This window comes from Bacillus sp. FSL K6-0042 (assembly GCF_038006685.1).
Classification (GTDB): domain Bacteria; phylum Bacillota; class Bacilli; order Bacillales; family Bacillaceae_G; genus Bacillus_A; species Bacillus_A pseudomycoides.
This window is the reverse complement of sequence record NZ_JBBOVS010000001.1, coordinates 1,182,423-1,199,114: the sequence shown is the minus strand read 5'-3', so window position 1 is coordinate 1,199,114 and position 16,692 is coordinate 1,182,423. Positions and strand designations below refer to the sequence as shown.

The 16,692-nt window shown below is 33.9% G+C and carries 15 protein-coding genes and 2 pseudogenes; 10 read left to right on the top strand and 7 right to left on the bottom strand.

Annotation, left to right across the window (positions count from 1 at the left end):
• Positions 1 to 150: 150 nt before the first annotated feature.
• Complete coding sequence (locus MHH45_RS06350) at positions 151 to 2,292, top strand: MMPL family transporter (protein ID WP_088094497.1); 2,142 nt, start codon at positions 151 to 153, stop codon at positions 2,290 to 2,292.
• 165 nt (positions 2,293 to 2,457) lie between these two features.
• Positions 2,458 to 3,408 (top strand): S8 family peptidase, encoded by a 951-nt coding sequence (locus MHH45_RS06345; protein ID WP_033671119.1) that lies wholly within the window; start codon positions 2,458 to 2,460, stop codon positions 3,406 to 3,408.
• A gap of 564 nt (positions 3,409 to 3,972) precedes the next feature.
• Here the strand turns inward: MHH45_RS06345 and MHH45_RS06340 are convergent.
• On the bottom strand, positions 3,973 to 5,451 hold the full coding sequence (locus MHH45_RS06340) for an Lsa family ABC-F type ribosomal protection protein (protein ID WP_016114558.1): 1,479 nt from the start codon (positions 5,449 to 5,451) through the stop codon (positions 3,973 to 3,975).
• 578 nt (positions 5,452 to 6,029) lie between these two features.
• On the opposite strand from MHH45_RS06340, the pseudogene MHH45_RS06335 reads away from it, so the two are divergent.
• A pseudogene (locus tag MHH45_RS06335) lies at positions 6,030 to 6,314 on the top strand (MFS transporter); the annotation flags it as partial.
• 61 nt (positions 6,315 to 6,375) lie between these two features.
• Here MHH45_RS06335 and MHH45_RS06330 read toward each other — a convergent pair.
• Together MHH45_RS06330 and MHH45_RS06325 are read right to left on the bottom strand one after the other, a co-directional pair.
• The gene (locus MHH45_RS06330; protein ID WP_016114560.1) at positions 6,376 to 6,600 is read right to left on the bottom strand and encodes a hypothetical protein; all 225 of its coding nucleotides are present in this window, start codon (positions 6,598 to 6,600) and stop codon (positions 6,376 to 6,378) included.
• A gap of 85 nt (positions 6,601 to 6,685) precedes the next feature.
• Entirely contained in the window at positions 6,686 to 7,033 is a 348-nt protein-coding gene (locus MHH45_RS06325; protein WP_016114561.1) for a DUF4257 domain-containing protein, read from the bottom strand.
• Positions 7,034 to 7,232: 199 nt separating this feature from the next.
• Here MHH45_RS06325 and MHH45_RS06320 point away from each other — a divergent pair.
• The 4 genes and pseudogenes from MHH45_RS06320 (at position 7,233) to MHH45_RS06305 (ending at position 10,153) form a co-directional block, all read left to right on the top strand.
• Positions 7,233 to 7,759, top strand: a pseudogene (locus MHH45_RS06320) (DinB family protein).
• A 179-nt stretch (positions 7,760 to 7,938) separates the two neighbouring features.
• Positions 7,939 to 8,988: a ribosome small subunit-dependent GTPase A gene (gene rsgA / locus MHH45_RS06315; RefSeq protein WP_016114563.1), complete on the top strand. Its 1,050-nt coding sequence runs from the start codon at positions 7,939 to 7,941 to the stop codon at positions 8,986 to 8,988.
• A 149-nt stretch (positions 8,989 to 9,137) separates the two neighbouring features.
• On the top strand, positions 9,138 to 9,452 hold the full coding sequence (locus MHH45_RS06310) for a hypothetical protein (protein ID WP_016114564.1): 315 nt from the start codon (positions 9,138 to 9,140) through the stop codon (positions 9,450 to 9,452).
• A 332-nt stretch (positions 9,453 to 9,784) separates the two neighbouring features.
• The gene (locus tag MHH45_RS06305) at positions 9,785 to 10,153 is read left to right on the top strand and encodes a DUF3979 family protein (RefSeq protein WP_016114565.1); all 369 of its coding nucleotides are present in this window, start codon (positions 9,785 to 9,787) and stop codon (positions 10,151 to 10,153) included.
• 54 nt (positions 10,154 to 10,207) lie between these two features.
• Here the strand turns inward: MHH45_RS06305 and MHH45_RS06300 are convergent.
• Together MHH45_RS06300 and MHH45_RS06295 are read right to left on the bottom strand one after the other, a co-directional pair.
• A protein-coding gene (locus tag MHH45_RS06300; protein ID WP_340862129.1) for an IS3 family transposase occupies positions 10,208 to 11,541 on the bottom strand; the annotation gives its coding sequence in 2 pieces (ribosomal slippage) (positions 10,208 to 11,154 and positions 11,154 to 11,541; 1,335 coding nt in all).
• Between the two features lie 116 nt (positions 11,542 to 11,657).
• A complete protein-coding gene (locus MHH45_RS06295; protein WP_016114566.1) occupies positions 11,658 to 12,698 on the bottom strand; it encodes a YkvI family membrane protein in 1,041 nt (346 codons plus the stop codon).
• Between the two features lie 240 nt (positions 12,699 to 12,938).
• On the opposite strand from MHH45_RS06295, the gene MHH45_RS06290 reads away from it, so the two are divergent.
• The 3 genes from MHH45_RS06290 (at position 12,939) to MHH45_RS06280 (ending at position 15,186) form a co-directional block, all read left to right on the top strand.
• Positions 12,939 to 13,382, top strand: coding sequence for a Dps family protein (locus tag MHH45_RS06290; protein ID WP_016114567.1), 444 nt, complete (start codon positions 12,939 to 12,941; stop codon positions 13,380 to 13,382).
• 95 nt (positions 13,383 to 13,477) lie between these two features.
• Complete coding sequence (locus MHH45_RS06285) at positions 13,478 to 13,933, top strand: DUF3939 domain-containing protein (protein ID WP_016114568.1); 456 nt, start codon at positions 13,478 to 13,480, stop codon at positions 13,931 to 13,933.
• Positions 13,934 to 14,235: 302 nt separating this feature from the next.
• Positions 14,236 to 15,186, top strand: a complete 951-nt coding sequence (locus tag MHH45_RS06280; protein ID WP_016114569.1) for an alpha/beta hydrolase — start codon at positions 14,236 to 14,238, stop codon at positions 15,184 to 15,186.
• A 54-nt stretch (positions 15,187 to 15,240) separates the two neighbouring features.
• On the opposite strand, the gene MHH45_RS06275 is transcribed toward MHH45_RS06280, so the two are convergent.
• Positions 15,241 to 16,242 (bottom strand): LLM class flavin-dependent oxidoreductase, encoded by a 1,002-nt coding sequence (locus MHH45_RS06275; protein WP_088094322.1) that lies wholly within the window; start codon positions 16,240 to 16,242, stop codon positions 15,241 to 15,243.
• A gap of 92 nt (positions 16,243 to 16,334) precedes the next feature.
• A complete protein-coding gene (locus tag MHH45_RS06270; protein WP_003197079.1) occupies positions 16,335 to 16,538 on the bottom strand; it encodes a DUF3896 family protein in 204 nt (67 codons plus the stop codon).
• Between the last annotated feature and the right edge of the window lie 154 nt (positions 16,539 to 16,692).

Below are 16,692 nucleotides of genomic sequence, written 5' to 3'. Positions count from 1 at the left end.
ACAAATAATGATTTGTAGTTTTTGTGAACAGTCTTGTTTTTCACATATATTTGTCCTACACTTTATTTGTTTGTAAGAAGGCAATATACATATAGTGTAAAGTTATTAATTAATTTTATTAAATGTTAATAATGTGTAAGGAGGGTTTGTATGTTGAAATGGTTACAGAGCACAACAGACTTTGCGAGTAGTAAAAAAGGTGCGAAAATCATTGTTGTATCTTGGATTATTATTATGCTTGTACTAACAGGAGTCTCCAAACCAGCAAAGAAATACGCAAATAATGTAAGTGGTGATGGCATTCCGGAAAGCGCAGCATCCTTGCAAGCTGAAAAACAAGTAGAAAAGTATTTTCCAAATGATGAAGGATTACCGGCTATTATTGTATTTGATCAAAAAGAGGAAATGAAGGAAGAACAGTTACATAGTATTCAAGGAATGGCTGAGAAACTAGAAGGTAAGAAAATCAAACATGTTGAGAAAATTGTTCCAATCAGTGAAATGCCAGTCCAAATGTTAAAGGGCTTTTTATCTGAAGATAAAACAAGTTTTATTTTACCTGTAACAATGACAAGTAATTTAGAAGTAGAAGAGATTCATAATACGGTAAAGCAAATGAAAAAGGAATTAAAACAGGAATTACCTTCTAATATGGAGGCAAAAATAACTGGTCCAGCAGGGATTGCTGCGGATACGTTAGAAATTTTTAAAAATGCTGATGTAGTACTTCTATTATCAACAATTGGGTTGATTTTTGTATTATTAATTATGATTTATCGTTCGCCACTATTAGCAGTTATTCCACTCATAGCGGCAATTATTGTGTACCAAGTAATCGACCGAACCCTTGGTTTATTTGGTGAATTTGGCCTCGAAATAAAATCACAATCCTTGTCGATTATGTCAATCTTATTATTTGCGGCGTTAACGGATTATGCTTTATTTATTTTTGCAAGGTACAAGGAAGAGTTGCAAAAGCGTGAAGATAAATATGAAAGTATGAAGCAAGCGATGAGAAGGGTAGGCGAACCGATTTTCTTTAGTGGGAGTACTGTGCTTGCTTCGATGTTAATGCTGTTTTTCGCAGTATATAATGGTTATCGAAACTTCGCCCCGCTATTTTCTATTGCGCTTGTTGTCATTATTCTAGGTGGAATTACATTACTACCTGCCCTCTTTACGTTGTTTGGTAGAAAAGCATTCTGGCCGTTTATTCCAAAGGTTGGGCAGCAAAAAGAAAAACACGTGATATGGAAAAAGGTGAGTCATGCCGTAGTAAGTAGACCATATATTATTGGAGGAGCGGTTGCTGTATTTCTAATTGTATGCTCAATGAATATTTTTCAAATTAAGTATTCATTCAATCTATTAAAGTCTTTCCCGGACAATTTAGAATCCAGACAAGGATATGAATTAATTGAAAAGAAATACTCTCCTGGTCAATTGGCACCAATTACAGTTGTAGTAAATAAAGAGGGAAAATTATCAAATGAAGAAATCGTACAGTTTGTAGAAAAGCTAGACAAACAAAAAGGTGTAGAAGGGTTGAATCCTTCTATTGAAACGATTAAAAAGAACACAAGTCAATTATTGTCTGAGGATGGAAAAGCGGCAAAAGTACAATTAATTTTAAAAGATCAACCATACTCATTACAAGCAATGGACACGATTCAATCGCTTCAAAGTAAAGAAAGTGAATTTGTAAAGGATGGTCATGTTTATTTCGCAGGTGAAACAGCAAAGCAAGCGGATCTGCATGACATTAATAATCATGATACAACATTAATCGTTGTGTTAATCTCTATCTTAATTTTTATTTTATTAGGTATTCAAACAAAATCACTCATTGCACCAATTTATATGATTGGAACGATATTGTTATCATATTGTGCGGCATTAGGGCTTAGTATGTTCTTATTCCAGCATTTGTTTGGATATACTGACATGAGTTATCGCATTCCATTATATACATTTGTATTCCTTGTTGCACTTGGGGTTGATTACAATATTATGCTTGTTTCACGCATTAGGGAAGAAGCTACACACCATTCACTACGAACAGCCATTGAAAATGGGTTAACAGCGACAGGAGGCGTCATTTCTTCTGCTGGTATCATATTAGCGGCTACATTTGCTGTATTAACTACTCAGCCCTTATTAGAGCTGTTTATGTTTGGATTTGTAGTTGCACTAGGGGTTATTATCGATACATTTTTTGTACGGACATTACTTGTTCCAGCAATTATGTTTTTATTAAAGAAATGGAGTTTGTGGCCGCAAAAAATGAAGTAATATAGGATTTCAAAAACGTCTTTTTCGTCAGAATATTTGAGGGGAAAGACGTTTTTGTATTGAGAAAAATCTTGAAGCAGGAAAATGGAAGTGAGAAAACGAATGTTATTTATAAATGTAAGCGCATTCAGTGGAGAGGATAATATATTTTTAGGAGGGGTTATAGTGAACAGTAGTACAGCGAATAAACAAAAAGGTATTCAATTAATTCCGTTTACGGTCGATAAAGTAATAGAGCAAGTGAACGAAATCCCACCAGGTGTACAACTGATTCATGCTCCTGGTGCTTGGGAAAAGAGTGCAAAAGGAAAAGACATTGTCGTTGCTGTTTTAGATACAGGTTGTGATATAAATCATGTTGATTTAAAAGATCGAATTATTGGCGGGAGAAATTTTACTGAAGATTATGAAGGGGACCCGAAAATCTATCTTGATAATAATGGTCACGGTACGCATGTTGCAGGAACAATTGCAGCAGCAGAAAATGGGGTAGGGGTACTGGGCGTTGCTCCACTTGCAAAGTTATTAGTGTTAAAAGTATTATCAGGAGATGGTTCAGGAAGCTATCAACAAATTATTGAGGCTATTGATTATGCAGTGCGCTGGAGAGGGCCTAATCAAGAACGGGTACGAATCATTTCTATGTCACTCGGCGGGCCACAAGATGTTCCAGAGTTACATGAAGTCATTCAACATGCGGTGAAACAGGACGTACTCGTTGTATGTGCAGCAGGAAATAATGGAGATTGCAGTGATGAAACAGAGGAATTAGACTTTCCAGGTGCTTATTCAGAAGTAATTGAAGTAGGTGCTGTTAATTTAGAAAGGAAACTTGCTTGTTTTAGTAATTCAAATCAGGAAATTGATTTAGTCGCTCCAGGAGAAGAAATACTTTCTACTTATCCTGAAGGAAAGTATGCGGTATTAAGTGGGACGTCAATGGCAACGCCGCATATTGCGGGAGCATTAGCCCTTCTGATCAAACAATGTGAAAGAGAATATGGAAGAAAGTTATCAGAACCAGAAATCTATGCACAACTCATTAAACGTACTGTACCATTAGGATATGAGCGAACATCTGAAGGAAATGGTTTAATAGATTTATTAAAAGAATAATTGCTATTAAAAAACATCTCATTTAGACTTATCTTAGAGTCATAACGTTTTAGTAAATCAAAATAAAAGGACTGCACATATATGATATGTATAATATGTACGGTCTTTTTTGTTGGTTTGAATGTTGATTTTAAATAAAGTCGCGATGTTTTGAAAAAAGATTGATCAAAACTTGCTCTTAAAATATTCTAACGAATTATTTTTTTATAAATAAGTTTAATCATTTATTGTATTGCTTGTTCAACTACAATACCTGTTAATTGATTAACCTCTAGATAAACCAAGTAGTGACTTTATTTTATATTCACAATTGGTAATATTACACAACTAATCCTGTATCATTCAAACCTAAACATCTTCTTTAATAGTAGGAAAACCTTATGGTCTTATATCATATTCCCATTTATGAGTGCATTCTGTTAATATGTATCCTACTTTTCCTATTAAAAAGCCTAATTTCTCAATTTATTGTAGAGAAATTAGGCTTTTTTCATCACTCCATTAAAGCGCCCTATAGTTTAATGACTTGATTTACTGATTATATCTTCAATCATTCACTTTGAACTATATAGATATAGTTTTTGTTGCAACTGTTTGTTGAAATGCCTTATCATGCTCAACAATAACCATTGTGGAATTAAATTGTTGAATAAGCTCTTCAATCTGCATACGCGAATAAATATCAATAAAATTTAATGGTTCATCCCATATATATAAATGAGCTTTTTCACATAAACTTTTAGCAATAAGCAGCTTTTTCTTTTGTCCACCAGAATAATAAGATATATCTTTCTCAAATTGAATTCGGTCAAAATCCATCTTACGTAGGATGGATTTAAATAACGTCTCATCAATCTCGTGTTCTTCAATAAAGTCCGATAACGATCCCTTCAAATGAGAAGTATCTTGTTGGACATAGGAAATGATGAGTCCTGAACCTAAATTAACTGAGCCTGTATGCTGTATTGGATGTCCTAGAAGTAGTTTTAGGATACTACTTTTCCCGCTTCCATTCTTTCCATCAAGTACAAATCGGTCCCCTTGTTCAACTATGAAGCTAATTGGTTCATTTACTATTTGGTCATCATACTTAACAGACACATCAGTCAAAACAACCAATTCATTTGACTGAAATTTCAATTGTTCTAATTTTAACGACTCAGTTTTCTCCACATTTTTTAGTAATTTTGACTTTTCTTCAATTGCTTTTTGTTGCCTTGATTCAAGGCTCTTCGCTCTCTTCATCATCTTGGCCGCTTTATGTCCTACAAAACCCTTATCTAACTTAGATCCTGAATTCCTTGTTCCATTTTTGGAAGCTTCCACTTGATGAGACCAACCTGCTGAACGCTTTGAAGACTGTTTTAATCTCCCTATGTCTTTTTGAAGACGCTCATTTGTAGCCTCTTCGTGTTCCTGCTGTCTATCAAAATTTAACTTCCAAGAAGAATAGTTACCACTTTGAACTTCAATATTTGCTCTATTTATAGATAAGATATGGTCAACGCATCCATCTAAAAAGATTCTGTCATGTGAAATCAAAATAAACCCTTTTTTCTTCCTTAGATAATTAGAGACCATCTTTCGTGCATCAGTGTCTAGATGATTTGTTGGCTCATCAATTAATAGAAATTGACCCTCATTCAAAAACAGTGCAGCAAGCAACACCTTTGTTTGTTCTCCATTTGATAATGTTTTAAATGGTCGATACATGGCCTCGGCATCAACATTTAAATAGGATATTTCACGCAGAAATTCCCAATCTTCTGCTTGGGGACAAATTTCTTCAAGGATTTCATGAGTGAACTTGTTCTTATCCGAAACTGGGTAAGGGAAATAATTAAATTCTACCGAAGAAGTGATTTTCCCACTATACTCATAATTACCTAATAATAAATTAAAGAATGTCGTTTTACCTCGTCCGTTTCTACCAATAAACCCTAGTTTCCAATCCGTATCTATTTGAAAGTTTACACCTTCAAAAATATTATCAAAGCTACCTGGGTATGAAAAAGTTAAGTCTTGAACTTTTATCATTGACATAATAATTCCTCCTTTATATATCAACACTTTTCATATAAAGTCGGAATATCCATCAATTTTTTAATTCCTCCATATAAGTTTGATGGATATTAACGACTTATATAGAGCATTACATGTGTAACAATAGTGTCTGAATTACTCATTTTTTTCTCTCCTTTATTTGTAAGGTTACAGTTACGGATTAATAAATATCAACTTACCTATAAGAGAATAAAAAAATCCTCCCAATTTGTAATCGGAAGGATTAGTAGTTCACTTATACTTAATAAGTCCTTATTAATCATTGGAATCATGACAAATAAAGTATGAACTGATTTGTGAAAAATGGATAGACTAACCCTATATTTTGTAGTTTGAAGTTATTAATTTCAAATTAAAATATCGATTAGTTAATCATTATTCATCCATCAGTCCTCTCATAATTCTATTTTTAGAGTAACATTCTTTTTTATGGAATGCAATATCACAATCATCTTTACCTCAAATTACTGTTAACTACTTCTTTAGAATCAACAATGTATATTCCTTCTTTCTTTATACTTCCCCTCCATAAAAAAATCCTCCCCTTAGATAAACAGATTTTATTTTTTATCACAGGAATTTTATTTGTACTAATGATGAGTCATTTGCAAAAGATATCTAGCACAGCTAGAGGAACAGGGGCAGCGTTAGCAAACTCTTCTATGTATATTGGACAAACAATTGGAGCGGCAGTAGGGGGAATGCTATTTGCATCGTTCCATAATTTTATATCAATTGGCTATTTTACGGCTGCTTTATATGTTTTTTCATTACTAGTGTTTAGAAAAAGTGATCGATACATAAAGAAAGAAGTAGGAGAAAAACAGAGGGCTGTTTCTTAAAGAGAAACCATAAAAATATTATGTGAACAAAAGGGTGAAAAGCACTGTTTTAGGCACATTACTAAAACAGTGCTTTTCGTTTAGATTGAACAGTTGCAGCATTTTCATCTTCGATTCCTGCTTCTTCAATAATTCGTTTTTGGGCTTTATCCAATAGGTGATTGACTGCCTCACCAAAATAGTTAGCTTCGCGCTTTGTGCGGGCTGCTCGTAAACATTTATAGTTTTCTATCAGTTCCTCTTTTTCAGAGTCTGTTAAGAAATCTTCTATTTTCTTTTTTGGCATACGAAACACCCTTTCTTCTGACAGACGACGCAATTCAGAAATATTTATTCCTCATTATAACAGTAATTTTTAAATGAAGTATAGATTAACGCCGTAATAATTTGTCAATTTCTTGAATTTTTTCATCGACTTTACTAATCTGTGTGTTTTTGGCCTGTTCACCGCCGAGGGCTTGATGAAGTAAGAATGTTTGCCCTGAAATGGCAGTGACAATGGACACTTTAATAATTTCTTTTATAGTAATCACATCAAATAAGACGAGTCCCAGAAGTGCAGCAAGACTACCAGTCAAAATATCAGTGAAAAACCCAAGATGAAAAAATGTTTTTAAACGGCGTGGAAGCAATAACTTGCCTTGGTTATTGATAAGATGGGAAACGAAACCAGTCATGCCACCAATGAGAACAGCAGTTAGCCATTGATACATCTCCATCAAATCCACTCCTTTTAGTGAATAAGATTCGTTTTTTACATCCGTATTCCTTTTTAAATTTTATATAAGTATATTGAGAAAATTTGGTTTGGCTACATGCTCGTTCATTTTTATTATAACAGAAAATTCTGGTATATTTCAGTCTATTATGTGACGTTCTTTTTCATTATCATAAAATCTAGAAAAGGAGGGCGGAAAAATGAAAATAGATTACCGAATACGAAGTATGGAGAATTATACGCCAAATGTAGGACAACTTGTTAGTATGCTTGAGCATGCGAGAGCGGTTACATTGTATGAGATAAAAGATTTAACAGTAGAAAATTTAGATTTTATCTTGGTCGATGGTGGAAATTCTATCGGCGCATTGCTAAAACATATTGCCGCAATAGAAAAAGTTCATCAGCTCATTTCTTTCCAGAACCGAGATTTTACAAAAGAGGAGTTGAAGGGATGGAATGACGCTCTTTTTTTAGGAGAAGCGGGAGAAGAATTCGTGGGCATGAGGTGCAATACTACGTACAACTTTTTAATAAAGTTCGAGAAGAATCGCTGCGATATTTAAAAGAAAAAGATGATGCTTGGTTAATGTCAGAAGGTCGATGGGATAACGGGGGCATATATAATCAGTACTATTTGTGGTTCCATGTACTAGAAGATGAAATCAGCCATCGCGGACAAATAAGGACGATAAAAAAGTGTATATCTGAAAATTCGGTTAAATAAAGTAGCTTTTCAAAATAATATTACATATAATGAGATTAACTAAACTAAGAACGGAGTGATGTATTATGGCGATGATTTATATGGATGTTAAAGTAAATACAAAGGTGGACGGAAAGAGCGAGACTTTGTAAAGAATCGCGTCATCCTTCCACTGATCTCAAAATAGGGAGGATATAGATTTGAAGCAAAATTGTTTAGAAACATTCGGATGGGATTCTTTTTTTGAGGATCAATCTTTAGAAAAGTATGAAATAGGTCGAATTTTACTTGAACATAAGCACATGTACCGTATTATTTGTGATGATGGCGAATATATGGCAGAGTTATCTGGAAAGTTTCGTCATGAAGCATTAGATAAAGGTGATTATCCAGCAGTTGGTGATTGGGTGCATATAAAGAAAATAAAAGAAGAAAGCAAGGCAATTATTCATAGTGTTTTTCAAAGAAAAAGTTCCTTTTCTAGGCAAGCAGCTGGCGAAAGAACGGTTGAGCAGATTGTGGCAGCAAATGTTGATTATCTATTTTTAGTAAATGCGCTTAATCATGATTTTAATGTAAGAAGAATTGAACGTTATTTATTATTAGCTTATGAAAGTGGATCAATGCCTGTTATTGTTTTGACGAAATGTGACTTGTGTGAAGATGTGGAGCAAAAGATATTGGAAACAGAGGCAATAGCTATTGGTGTTCCAATCTTTGCAGTGGATAGTTTACAGCAAGCGGGAATTGAGTCCTTACAACAATTTGTCGCTTCTGGCAAAACGATTGCTCTTGTTGGTTCTTCAGGCGCCGGGAAATCTACTTTGCTAAATGCATTAATGGGAAGTGAAGTTGCAAAAACAGGTGGTATTCGCGAAGAGGATAGTAAAGGACGACATACTACGACACATCGTGAGTTGTTTCAATTACCAAGTGGTGGTTTAGTAATTGATACGCCAGGAATGCGAGAACTTCAACTATGGGAGGGAAGCGAAGCGATTCATGCGACGTTTTCTGATATTGAAAAATTTGCAGAAAAGTGCCGTTTTCGTGATTGCCAGCATGAAAATGAGCCTGGGTGTGCAGTTCGCACCGCTATTGATGAGGGGGTTTTAGAAGCAAACCGTTTGCAGAATTATAAAAAATTGCAAAGGGAAATTGCATACGCAATGAGAAAACAAGATCTAGCGCTTGCTCGTGCTGAGCGGGAGAAGTGGAAAAAAATAGCGAAGCAGAATCGGAGAAAGTAGAATAGAATGAGAAGCCAAAAGCTAATAGAATGCTTTTGGTTTTTTGTCATTTATTCTATAAAAATAGACAGTTATAGTCGAAAAATAAAGGAATTTGTTATAAGTATGTATAATTATTGAAAAGTAGACTATTTATAAAGGAGAAGAGTATGGGAGTGTATTGGGGAACGAAAAGACATTCTTGGCTTAGCTATGCCTCATTTTGGTTAAGTATTTCATTTTTTCTTATCTTTTTGATTGAGGTGTTTGTACTTAAAACACTTTTAAATAGTTCGAGTGGTGCAATGCAAATTATTAAATATTTTTATTTCATATTTGTACCATTAAATATCGTGATTAGTTTAAGACTATTGTTTAAAAAGAATGAAAAGAAAACATTACCGATTTTTAGCTTTATTGTATCGGTACTATTCGCCAGCTTGATAGTGGTATTAGCTTTAGTTGCTATAGGGAAAGTATTTTGATGAAAAACAGGAATGATAAATGTCATTCCTGTTTTTTCATGATTTATATACAGTAAAACTTTAATCAGTGAGGTTTTTCTTCTCCCCACTGATTATCAGCCTTCACCAATCGGGCTTTTACTGGTAGTTCATCCTCAACCTAATTTCTTAGCTTTCGCTGAATTTTGAGGTGGGAGTGTTACTGCCAGCAAATAGCGGGATAAAAGTAGTGTAGTATAATAGGCAGAAGAATATAGCAAGTCAATTGATGTATGGTACAATAAGCTTGATAGTGATAGAGAAAAAGGGTATATAAAATACTCATCGTTTTTTAGTAAGAGAGGGGTTATCTTATGCTATACGAGGATTTAATGTCATTATTTCAAGCTGCTCCAATGGAAGATGGAAAAAATGGCTGGAAATATGTAATCCAAGAAGAAGATGGTAAGTACTCAATTGTTAATAGTGTATCAACAGAACATATGAGTGTAGAATTGTTTTTTAATGAATATGATGAGTTGCGAATTACTTTATATAAAGAGGGTCAGCCGATTACAACTATACAACGAATAGTAATCTTAAAAACCGAGTTAGAAGAGGATGGAGAAGGTATTCAGTTTGTTTTAGAGCGTATGCCAAGCCGAATGATTCGGTTACAATTAAAGCCATTCCTCGCAGTAGAAATGGCTTTGTATTGGGAAGTTTGTGAAGATTGTGAGTAAAAAAGCATCCGTACATTAATCTGTACCCTTTGTAAAGGACATTTTTAAAAAAAGTTATGCAACATCAAAAAGATGATTTCTGTATTCAACAGGAGTCATCTTTTTTAAATTCCATTGATATCTATAATGATTGTAATACGTCATGTAGTTCTTAATTTCATTTTTTAATTGTGCAAAAGACTCACAAGGTTTTATATATGCTTCATCTTTAAAATGACCAAAAAATGATTCTTGTGGGGCGTTATCCCAACAGTTTCCTCTTCTTGACATGGATTGTCCTAATCTATATTTCTTGACCAACTTTTGATAAATAGGACTTGTATAGTGAGAGCCTTGATCAGAATGAATAAATGCTCCTTCGGCTAACTTTACCTTTCTATTCTTCTTTAGCTTTACAAGTGTATCTATGGCTAAATCTAACGTAATTCGACTAGAAACGTGGTAAGCCAAAATTTCATTGGTTGATCCATCCTTAATAGTCGATAAATACGCTTTCTTTCCTTTTCCGTAAAATAAATAAGTGATATCGGTAAGTAATACTTTTCCCGGGATGTTTTGTTTGAATTCTCGCTTTAATAAGTTTGGGACCACTCTATGTTCTTGCGTCGCTTTCATCATTTTTTTATAAGGATTCGCTTTCCGAATCTGGCAAACAATCTTGTATTTTTTCATAATTCTTCGTATACGCTTCAAATTGTAAACAATATGAAATTGCCCCTCCAATGTCATTTTTATTTGACGGGCTCCTTTTTGACGTCCTTTAAAATGAAAAGCTTTTAATATGATTCTCTTCACTTTCTCGTCTTTTTTATCCATTTGTTTTCGTTGTTCTCTAGCTTTCAAAGAGAAATAGTTATAATATCCAGAACGTGAAACGCCAGCTATCTTACATAAGTGACTCACCATATTTCTTAGGTTATATTTTACGATAACAGAACGAATCAAGATATATTTTTTACTAGGTAGTAACGTTATTTCCTTTTCATCCTCCCTTCCATAAGTTTGATCTTTTTTAACAGCTCATTTTCAGCTTTTAGTAAGTTCCGTTCAGCTTCTAAACGCGCATACTTTTCCTCTAAAGTAAGTTCTCTCTCTAAAGATCTCCCTAGGTTTTCTTTACGTGTATCACGTAATCCTAATACACCATTTTTTCTATAAGCGGCACACCATCTATCTCTTGACGACGTAACACGCTTCATTCCGATCATATCTATATCAAAACCATATTTTTCAAAAATGTCTCGTGGTAACTTTCCTTTTCTATTTTCTTCAATAAATATGCGCTTAAAGTCGTCTGTATAAGTAATTCCTTTCTCACTCATAGATTTTACGTATGGATTCTTTGATAGCGTTTGAACCTCTTTTTCTGTAAATAGCTTTTTCGTCATTGTGAAATTTCTCCGATTCTAATTTTTCTCCTATTATACAAGAAATACCCTATAGAATAGACTTTTTTTAAGTGTCTATTCTATAGGGTACATTTTACATAACGGATGCTTTTTTACTATGTTTTCTCTAGCTGTTTATATGCGATAATTGGAAGAAGGATGATGCTAACCCATCCGATTATTGGATACAAGATGTGAAGAAGTTCACTGTAACCAATATAGCTAAAACAATAACTAATTAGTAAAATAAAATAAATAATATTGTTGTTTTTCCAGCCAGTGATAGATTGCATTTGTTTTGTCATCCCAAATACATTTCCAACTAATGTTGTAAACACTTCTCCAAAAATAATCAGGACAAAGAAGAAATGGAAAGTAGCATTAAATCTTCTTACTACTTCAGCCATAGGAATATTATATTGATAAAATTGGTCAACAGATAAAATGGCTAAATGACTACATAATAGAATAAAGCATAGTCCAGCTCCTCCTAAAATTCCGCCCCATAGAATCGCTTTTCGATCTTTTACTTCACTTGCTAACGGTACTAGAACACTTTGGGCGAGAGAAAGATTTAAGGCGACATATGTAAGTGGACTTGTTATCCATTTCATGTTCCAACTTTCTATAGGAATAGTGTTAAAGATAGGTATTGTGCCATGAATAAAAGTTGTAATAGCAAGTCCGATAATGAAAATCATCATAATTGGTACTACAAGTGTATTTACTTCAAATACACCTTGTAATCCACGACTACCAATAATGATACATGCGATAACTGTAATGAAAATACCGAGTTGTCGTGGTAGCCGAAGTTGTTCTTCGAATACAGCACCAGCGCCTGATAGCATAACACTTGTCACACCAAAAAGTACGAGTAATAACAAAGTGTTTACCACATTTCCAAATACATCACCAAATAAATATCTGTTAAATTCCTGAGCGGAAAATGCACCGATTTGTGAAGAAAGCAACATCATTTTCGTTCCTAACCAAATGAAAAAAAATCCACTTACGCATATTCCAATTGTTCCGTATAATCCGTTAATCGTAAAAAACTCAACAATCTCTCGCCCAGTTGCAAATCCAGCTCCGACGACAGTCCCAATATAAGTAGCAGCAACTTTTTTAGCTACTTGCCATTGCTGATTATCCATGTAATCCCTCTTTCTACTATGATGAGCTTGACCTATTATTATGTATATGTGTGAGCTTGGACAATTAGACATATGAAGTGCAAGAAAGGGTACATGGATTTCTCGACATTTAGGAATGATTAAAGTTGTTAAAACTTTGTTACATATAAGCGGATGATTTGGACGAGTAGGGAATTTATGGTACAATAAGAATGTATTATTAAAAGAGAATAATTATAAAAAGAAAGAGGAGTGGATTGAATGAGTACGAAAACAAATGTTGTTGAAGTATTAAACAAGCAGGTAGCAAACTGGAATGTGTTATATGTAAAAATTCATAACTATCACTGGTATGTGACAGGCCCACACTTCTTTACATTACATGAAAAATTTGAAGAATTTTATAATGAAGCAGCAACATATATTGATGAATTAGCAGAACGTATTTTAGCGTTAGAAGGAAAACCACTAGCAACAATGAAAGAGTATTTAGAAACATCTACTGTACATGAAGGAACAAGTAAAGAATCAGCTGAAGAAATGGTGAAAACATTAGTAAATGATTTCTCAGCAATCATTCAAGAATTAAAAGAAGGTATGGAAGTAGCGGATGAGGCTGAAGATGAAACATCAGCAGATATGCTATTAGCTATTCATACAACATTAGAACAACATGTTTGGATGTTGAGTGCCTTCTTAAAATAAGACATCAAAACCTATTGAAAATTCTTTCAATAGGTTTTTTTATGATTTTTCAGCTTTCTTTCTATGGTATAATATAGTAAAAAGGAGGCGATGCAATGTTTCGCTTTTTCAAAAGTGGAAAAGAGGAGAGGTCAATTACGAAAGACGAATTAGAGCAAGCAATGGCTAAATTTCTGGAAACAAATGCAAATATTGTTTATACAGTATTAGTCAATGAGGATTATACAGTGAATTATGACTTGTTAAAACCGTATTTACCAGCATTTCCTACAAATACGTTCATTATAACGAAGGAAACGCTCGAGGTATTTGAACATACAGAAGAAAATCTAAAACTCGTAAAAGAGATTGATCTTGTGCAAAGAGCAGTAGACCAATATGTTACAGAAAAAGAAATGTTTCCTATTGTAGAAGATGATGAGGATCGTCTTATATGTGGAATGAAACTAGCGCCGTATTTAGATCGTATATTAAAGCGAAAATTATATATTTCAGAGAAGCATTATTTAGTTTCAAGCCAGCCAGATAAAAGTAAAAAAAGTATTGTTTAACATGAAAACAACAATTATATATTGTTGTTTTTTTGGTGAAAAGAAATGTGAAAGTATAGTATAGTTCAATTTATAGATTGACTTTTCTGTCAATTTAGCATTTAATTGTATGTAAGAGATAGAAAGGAGTGATGTATTATGAAAAATTGTAAGTCAGTTAGCAAACGTCATCCTAAGAGTAGGAGGAGTTACTGTTAATCTGATATTCAAAATTTGACAGTATGTTTACCGGAACCTTAGGATGACTGAAACCGTGTTAGAGAAGTATATATTCCTAAAAAGGTTACGGGAGGTAAGTGTGGATGAGTAAGATTACTTATATTGGTTTGTTAAATGAGACATTAGAATGTTATGCAAAGGATGGTAGTTTAGAAGCATACCATTATATTACCAAAAATGCTGATAAGATAACTGGTAATAAAGCTCAAATATATAATTTTAAATATGCATTAGCAAGCGCATCTGGGCTTGAGAAAGAAGCTTTACATATAATGAAAGAAGCGATTGTAGAAAATGAGTTTTGGTATGGGTATGAGTATTTAATTACAGATGCCGATTTGAACCCTCTTCATAGATATGAAGAATTTCATCAGATGATTCAGTTATGTAAAGAAAGAGAAGAAGTAGCAAAGAAATCTGAACAATTTGATTTGAAAGTTGTACAAGGAAATAGCGGTATTCATAACAATCTACTTATTGCATTGCATGGTGATCAAGAAAATATAAAGATAGCAGAACCATATTGGCAATCGGTTGTGTCTCAAGGGTATTTATTAGCATTACCGCAGTCTTCTCAAATTCAATTTTCAGAAGGATACGTATGGGATGATATAGAAAAGGGATCTCGTGAGTTAAAGGAGCACTATGAAAGTATTGTAGCTAGTAATCATGGTGAGGTAGAGCATGTAATTATTGGAGGGTTTTCCGCTGGAGCAAGAGTTGCGTTACATGCAATCTTAAACGAACATATTATTGTAAAAGGCTTTGTTTTTGTAGCGCCATGGATTCCTGAGATTGAAGAGTGGGAAGACTTGCTGGATAAATTGAAAGATAAAGGTATTAAGGGATATATTATTTGTGGAGATCAGGATGAAGATTGCTTTGCATGTACACAGAAGTTTGTGAAACGATTGGAAACAAAAAATATAAATCATGAGTATAAGGTTATTTCTAACTTAAATCACGATTACCCTGAGAATTTTGAAGAAATCTTACAAGAAGCAGTTAAATATATTGAGGGTACAGATTTATAAAAAACTTAGGCCAAAAAAAGTGCATCACTTTATGTGACGCACTTTTTTTGTATATTATAAATGAAAAGCTTCTGCTAATAAACGATACGATTTTAATTTATCCTCAAATTGATGGGTGATGGTTACAAGCATAAATTCCTCAGTATTGTAAGCCTTACTCAAGTTTAAGATTTGTTCTTTGACGTAACGTTGATCACCTACAATCATACGTTGCCGATTTTCTTTAATGCGGAACAAATCATAGGCACTATAAGGATAGTTTTGTGCTGTTTCAATGGAAGGAGTACCAGTTGTGCGTTTTCCTTGTTCTAATAATAGAATTGATAAATCTAGACTAGACGCAATTTTCTCAGCTCCTTCAGTCGTTTCTCCACAAACAACAAAAATAGAAACAATTGATTTTGGTTTGTCTCCTAAGAAAGATGGCTGGAATTGTTCTTGATAAGCTTTCATCACTTCAGGACCACCATAGCCGTTGATAAACTGAGCAAAGACAAAAGAAGCCCCTTGTTTTGCTGCAATCATGGCACTTTCTCCACTGGATCCAAGCATCCATATTTCAGGTGCAGTAGGAATGACAGGCGAAGCTTTTAGGTTTGCATATTGATGATTTTCAGGTGCGTTGTCATGTAAGTACATGGCTACATCCTGAATTTGTTCTGGATATTGGTCGAGTGAAATCATTTTTCCTTCTTGCAGCGCGCGAGTTGCGATGGGCATACCACCTGGTGCTCTACCAACTCCAAGATCGATTCGATTTGGATAAAGCGCTTCTAATACACGGAAATTTTCAGCGACTTTATATGAGCTATAGTGTGGAAGCATAACGCCACCGGACCCCACACGGATGCGATTTGTTTTCGCTGCAATATGAGATATGAGCACTTCAGGACTTGAACCAGCTAAACTGACAGAATTATGATGTTCAGACACCCAAAAGCGAGTAAATCCTAGTTTTTCCACTTCTTGAGCAAGTGTTACTGTATTGGAAAAAGCTGCAGTTGCTGTACTGCCATCGGAAATAGGGGATTGATCTAATACACTTAGTTTAATCATAGAATATACCTCTCTATCTTAATGTACATTCTATTATATATTTACTTACGAAAAATGCGTAAAGAAATGCTCACATGAACAAGTGAATGCTTTCACATCCGCTTGTTATGAGAAATTCCACGTTCATAATGATTCATTTCCACTAATGTTAAAATATATTCGTAGTTATCGATTTCCATCTTAATTTGATTACGATCATCTTCACTTAAATTTACATCCAATAATTTTTTGCATAGTAGTTGTTTTTTCAATTCTAAATGTTTTTTTGTTTCAGGATAGTCGTAAGTACGTTTCATATTTATCAATCCCTTCCTTACATTTCCTATCTATATCCTCATTATATGATAAGAAAGGGATGATGAGAGCAAATCTCTGTGAATTATTAGTGAATATTCAGAAAAAAATGTGTTGTTCTACTATACTCATGAATACAATTCAGAGAATCACTGT

What these genes read in the sequence shown, in the direction of transcription:
- MHH45_RS06340 (WP_016114558.1), bottom strand. Translation starts at nt 5,451, where the DNA reads ATGTCAATGATAAAAGTTCAAGACTTAACTTTTTCATACCCAGGTAGC.
- MHH45_RS06270 (WP_003197079.1), bottom strand. Translation starts at nt 16,538, where the DNA reads ATGAAACGTACTTACGACTATCCTGAAACAAAAAAACATTTAGAATTG.
- MHH45_RS06330 (WP_016114560.1), bottom strand. Translation starts at nt 6,600, where the DNA reads ATGCCAAAAAAGAAAATAGAAGATTTCTTAACAGACTCTGAAAAAGAG.
- MHH45_RS06325 (WP_016114561.1), bottom strand. Translation starts at nt 7,033, where the DNA reads ATGGAGATGTATCAATGGCTAACTGCTGTTCTCATTGGTGGCATGACT.
- MHH45_RS06295 (WP_016114566.1), bottom strand. Translation starts at nt 12,698, where the DNA reads ATGGATAATCAGCAATGGCAAGTAGCTAAAAAAGTTGCTGCTACTTAT.
- MHH45_RS06290 (WP_016114567.1), top strand. Translation starts at nt 12,939, where the DNA reads ATGAGTACGAAAACAAATGTTGTTGAAGTATTAAACAAGCAGGTAGCA.
- MHH45_RS06310 (WP_016114564.1), top strand. Translation starts at nt 9,138, where the DNA reads ATGGGAGTGTATTGGGGAACGAAAAGACATTCTTGGCTTAGCTATGCC.
- MHH45_RS06280 (WP_016114569.1), top strand. Translation starts at nt 14,236, where the DNA reads ATGAGTAAGATTACTTATATTGGTTTGTTAAATGAGACATTAGAATGT.
- MHH45_RS06285 (WP_016114568.1), top strand. Translation starts at nt 13,478, where the DNA reads ATGTTTCGCTTTTTCAAAAGTGGAAAAGAGGAGAGGTCAATTACGAAA.
- MHH45_RS06275 (WP_088094322.1), bottom strand. Translation starts at nt 16,242, where the DNA reads ATGATTAAACTAAGTGTATTAGATCAATCCCCTATTTCCGATGGCAGT.
- MHH45_RS06305 (WP_016114565.1), top strand. Translation starts at nt 9,785, where the DNA reads ATGCTATACGAGGATTTAATGTCATTATTTCAAGCTGCTCCAATGGAA.
- MHH45_RS06350 (WP_088094497.1), top strand. Translation starts at nt 151, where the DNA reads ATGTTGAAATGGTTACAGAGCACAACAGACTTTGCGAGTAGTAAAAAA.